Here is a 4,767-nt window from a genome sequence, read left to right on the forward strand (position 1 = left end):
CCATGGGCCTTGATGGCGTCATTGCCGAGAGGCAGTTGCGGGCCGTGCCACTCGATAAGGCCGAAGGGGACGTAGACGACGGGGAACTTGCGGCCGGCAGCTTCGAGCTGACCGGGCCGCATGAACTGCATCTGTACTGCTCGAGACAGGTCCGGGGTCATTGCAGGCTCTCCTTTGGCGAGCGCGGGCAGGCTGACGCGTCCGACCGCGGCGGCGACCACGCTCATTCCGCTCCATTTGAGGAATGCTCGACGGTCCATGGGCATCGCTGCTTCCGATCTCGCAATGCGGCACCAGCGCGGCACGACAGCAGCGTGGTGAGACTGCTTCTGTCACCCGCCGGCGTCATCCTCTGCGTCCCGCGCGAGCGGGAGGACGGCAGTCGATACGGCGCGAGGCGAGATGATCGCCGGCCGAGCGCGGCTACTCTCCGCCGTGGGCGGCCGCGACGTGCTCGAACGCGCCGATGTCCGCGGTCCCCTCGATCGCGCGCTGGATCGTCTCCAGCGTATCCCTGGTCGGCTCGAACGCCGGCAGGACGCCCTCGAGCACCTGCTCGGCGTTGAGGTACTGCGGAGCAGGCACGCCGGCGTCTATCAGCGGCGACCCGGGGCGGGGATGGAAGTCTCGTCCCGGCACGCTGACGAAGCCGGGGTCGTCGCCGAAGATGCTGTTCTCCACCGTGTCCGGCACGTTCATCCCGACCTGGAACCAGTTGTTGGTGCCCGTTATGCCGCCCTTGCCGTTCTTCTCCAGGAAGACCGTCGAGGGGCCGGCGAAGACGTTGTTGATGAGGACGACGTCACAGGTGGACGACGCCTCGGTGAACAGGTAGAGATCGTCGTCGTAGGTGGAGACGATCGTGTTGTTGATCAGAGTCAGGGTCCCGCGGGCGACGCCGGTGCCATCGCCCACGCCGAGGATGCGGCGCTGCGGCCGGCCGCGGGTGGTGCGCTTGATGATGACGTTGCCGATCCAGAGCGTGTTGCCCGAGTTGCCGCTCGCGACTTCGACGCTGTAGTTGCCGTCCTCTTCCACCCAGTTGTAGGCGAAGATCGTGTTGCCGCCGCGGCTCTTGAAGTTCTGTGCCTCGCCGGAATGGTGGATGTAGGAGTTGCGGACGGTCTGCTGCTCCGCGCAGAAGTAGAAGTTGTGAGTCGCGTTGTGGCGGCCCTCGAAGAGCGTGCCGTTGTGATCGATCTCGCAGTTCTCGATCAGGATGTTGTCGGCGCTGTGGGTCGAGAACCATCCGTCCTCGTTGTGGTGGGTGTGGATGCGCCGCGCGGTCATGTTCTTGCCCTGGAAGTAGATCGCGCCGGCGTTGTGGCCGAAGGTCTCGCGGTCGGCGAATCTCGACCCCCAGGCGTTGCACAGCTCCAGGTCCTCGAAGACGATGTCGTGCGTGCTCTCCTCGGTGCGGAAGATGCCGCGCTTGACGTTGACCCGGCTCGCGTCGATGGTGGGCACCTTGCCGTTCTCGCGCACGCCGCGTATCGTGATGGGGTTGCCAGGCTCCCCGCTGCGCAGGACCGCGATGCGAGGGCGGTCGAGGTAGTAGGTCCCCGGCTGGATCTCGATGACGTCGCCCGGGTTCGCCTCCTCGGCGCAGAGCCTTTCGAGCGTGTCGAGGTCGCTCACCCTGTGCGTCGCCGAGTGCGCGGCGAGCGCCGAAGCGCATACGGCGAGTAGTGCGATCACCAGCATGAGCACGGATCTGTGCATGGCTCTCCTCTTCCGATTGTCTTCTCGGCCGTCTCGCTCGCGCGGGCGACAGGTGCCGCTCACCCGTGGCACCGATCGGTGTACTCGCTCGGCCGCATCCACACGACCTGGTCGCCGAGGTGCTTGCGTATCCGGCGCACGACTTGAGTGAATGCCTCCCAGCCGACGCCGTTCGCCGGATTGAGGCCCTGCCAGTGCGCGTAGAAGATGCAGTGGGGCGCGCCGGCGCGCACCAGCTCCACGACGCGGCCCGATTCGCCATCTTCGGTGATGTAGTAGTCGGCGCTGACCCGCGCGGGGTCGTTGTCCCAGATCCCGAACTGATCCTGCGCGTTCGGGATCAGATCGTAGACGCCGTACTTCCCATCGCGCGCCACCGGCTCCACCGGGTCCGCCGTCCTCTCGCTCAGGGTGAAGCAGGGCACGGTGCGGCCGCGGAACTTCCCGGCCTTCGCGAGGTTGAGCAGCGCCTGCCACACGTTGGGATTCACGCCGAACGACTCCGCTCGCCGCAGCTCCGCATAGCGGCGCTCGCAGGGCTCACAGCTACAGCCCGGCCAGGTCACTCCGGTGAACTGCACTCCGATGCGCTCGCCCTCCTCTATGATCCGCCGGAAGTAGGACTCGTACTCCTCCAGCGCGACCTCGGGCTCGTGGAGCCACACGCCTTCGTGCTGCGCGGCGTCGGGGACGCGTCCGGCCTCGAAGTCGAAGAGCCCGCCGTGCGTCATGATCTCCATGTGGCTGTCGATGCCGCAGTCGAACGCGCGGCGGACCTGCTCGATGTAGGTCTGCTGCTCGTCTGTCTTCGGCCGGCTGAGCAGGCCGTGGCCCTCCCATCCCGACCCGAGGATGACGCTCGACTCCCCGGCGATCTCCTCTGCCGCGACGAAGTCGAGGAATGTCTTGAACGCTTCCGCTCCGCTCACGTACGGGCTCGTATCGTCGAGGTAGAACGACAGTACGGTCTGTCCCATCGGTGCCTCCTGATCTCCCGCCCGGCCCGCCCACGCGGCGTCGGCTACTCGAAGCGAACCGAGTCGAGCAGCGCGCGGAAAGCCGCCCCGCCCGCGGCGAACTGCTGCTCCTCGGCGCGTAGCGTGAATCGGTACACCCGTCCATCGCCGACGACGAGGACGACTCGCGTCCGCATCGCCTGACCGTCCTCGCTTGCCAGCCGATAGCTGTACGCGGCCGCCTCACGGCCGCCAACCTGCGGCCACGCCTCCTGCTGTGCCGCGGAGTCGAGCTGGCGGACCTGCTGCAACTCCGCCGCGGCCAGCTCTGAGGCGGAGCCCTCACCATCGTCCCACCACTCGACGCGCGCCTGTCTTCCCTCGCCCTCGGGTGCGGCGAGGAAGACGGCATCGGAGGCCGTCTCGGTCTGGCGCCAGGCGTCGCCTGTGTCGAACGTCAGGGGGGTCTCGACCGCCGGTGGCAGCGCCTTCGGGACGAGCGGCCCCACTACCTCAGCCGGGCTCGGCGCCGCCGCAGCAGGCTGTTCCTGCGCGGGTGGCGCGTCTGCGGTGCCTGTGGGTGGCGCGGCTGCTGTGCCTGTAGGTGGCGCGGCTGCGGGGCCAGTCGTTGGCGCGCCGGGCGTCTCCTGACCCGCGGGCGGTTGGGCCTGCGCTGCCCGCGAGGCGCGCTCCTCGAGGAGCTTCAGAGTCCGCGCGATACGTGGATCGTAGGGCGCGAGCTCGGCGGCCTTCCGTATCGCCTCCAGCGCGCCGACCAGGTCTCCGGTGTTGGCAAGCGTGACGGCGAGGTTGTGCAGCGGGAAGGCAGGGCGCGGGTCGAGTTCGATTGCCTTCCGGTAGGCCGCGATGGCGCCCTGGAGGTCCCCGCTCTCCTCGAGGGCGACCGCGAGCGAGTTGTGCACGACCCACGGCTCGTCGAGGCCCGGGCATTCGAGGGCCTTGCGGAAGTGCTCTATGGCGAGTTCGAGCTGCGCGGCGCGGGCGAGGATCATCCCGAGGTTGTGGGGGGCGCGCGCATACTCCGGGAAGACCTCGATCGCCGCGCGATACTCTCGCACCGCGTCGTCGTAGTTCTCCTGGGAGGCGTGGAAGAAGGCGTTGTTGAAGTGCTGCTCCGCGGCCGCCGGAATGCTCGTCTTTGCCGGTTCCCCCGCGCTCGCGCACCATGCCAGGGACACGGCCAACACGCTCGCGAGCGCGAAGCTCGCCCACCAACGGGCAGAGCGCCTCATCATCCTCCGGTTACCTCTCACTCCTCGATCTGCTCCGACAACGCCAGACAGCTTCCCCCCTTGCGGGCGCGCTCCCTGCCGTCGGAGACCGGACCTCAACGCCAGCGCGAAGCATACCCACCCGCTCACCTGGGAATACTCCTCCCGGCGGTGCCAGCCACCGGCCGCTTGCGGCCCGCTCGGCAGGCGCCGCCATCCGGCTCCTCGAAGTCAGAAACGAGCGACGGATCGGTCCACCGGTCCGAGCGGAGAGATCCAACCGAGGAATCAACGGAATGAGGAACCGCCTCTGCATCCTCTGGGTGCTTGCCGGGTTGCTGACGGCCGGACTCGCGTCGGCGAGCCAGGTGCCCGGCCACGTATACGTCGCCCTGAACGCCTACCAGCGCGCGCCGGCGCGGGTCAAGGCGATCATCGAGAAGCATTGGGACTCCTACCTGGTGGGCTCGATGGGCCCCGACATGGGCACCACGGCCTACCTCGTCGCACAGGCTTTCGATGTCGAGCACCCCGGCTCCGAGGCCCACTACACCAAGACCGGACGCCTCGTCGCCAACCTCTTCCGCGAGGCCGCGAAGCTCGGCTACCGCCGCGTCCTGATGCAGATCCTCGGCGCCGGCGGCGTGGAGGTCGAGGGCGGGGACGGCGGCGGGCTGGCCTACCGCGCGCGCACCTTCCCCGAGCGCTTCTCCTTCATCCAGATCGTGCGCGCCTTCGCGGACTGGCTCGGCAGCCAGCGCAAGGGCGAGCTGAAGCTGACGATCCACCTCGTCGCGGCGCCGGTGTACCGTGAGATCGCGAGCGGGCGGCTCGACGTGCTCGAGCTGCTCTCGTGC

At 68.3% G+C, this 4,767-nt stretch carries 5 protein-coding genes; 1 reads left to right on the forward strand and 4 read right to left on the reverse strand.

Annotated elements, in window-relative coordinates; all coding sequences use genetic code 11:
• The 4 genes from JSV65_06805 to JSV65_06820 all read right to left on the reverse strand — a co-directional run.
• On the reverse strand, window positions 1–260 hold a 260-nt coding region (locus JSV65_06805), incomplete at its 3' end, for a creatininase family protein (protein UCH36058.1).
• 163 nt (window positions 261–423) lie between these two features.
• Complete coding sequence (locus JSV65_06810) at window positions 424–1,722, reverse strand: hypothetical protein (GenBank protein UCH36059.1); 1,299 nt, start codon at window positions 1,720–1,722, stop codon at window positions 424–426.
• Between the two features lie 59 nt (window positions 1,723–1,781).
• Window positions 1,782–2,699, reverse strand: a complete 918-nt coding sequence (locus tag JSV65_06815) for a hypothetical protein (protein UCH36060.1) — start codon at window positions 2,697–2,699, stop codon at window positions 1,782–1,784.
• A gap of 44 nt (window positions 2,700–2,743) precedes the next feature.
• Window positions 2,744–3,934, reverse strand: coding sequence for a tetratricopeptide repeat protein (locus tag JSV65_06820; GenBank protein ID UCH36061.1), 1,191 nt, complete (start codon window positions 3,932–3,934; stop codon window positions 2,744–2,746).
• Between the two features lie 272 nt (window positions 3,935–4,206).
• Here JSV65_06820 and JSV65_06825 point away from each other — a divergent pair.
• On the forward strand, window positions 4,207–4,767 hold a 561-nt coding region (locus tag JSV65_06825), incomplete at its 3' end, for a hypothetical protein (protein ID UCH36062.1).

The sequence above is a fragment of the Armatimonadota bacterium genome (assembly GCA_020354555.1).
Lineage (GTDB): Bacteria > Armatimonadota > Hebobacteria.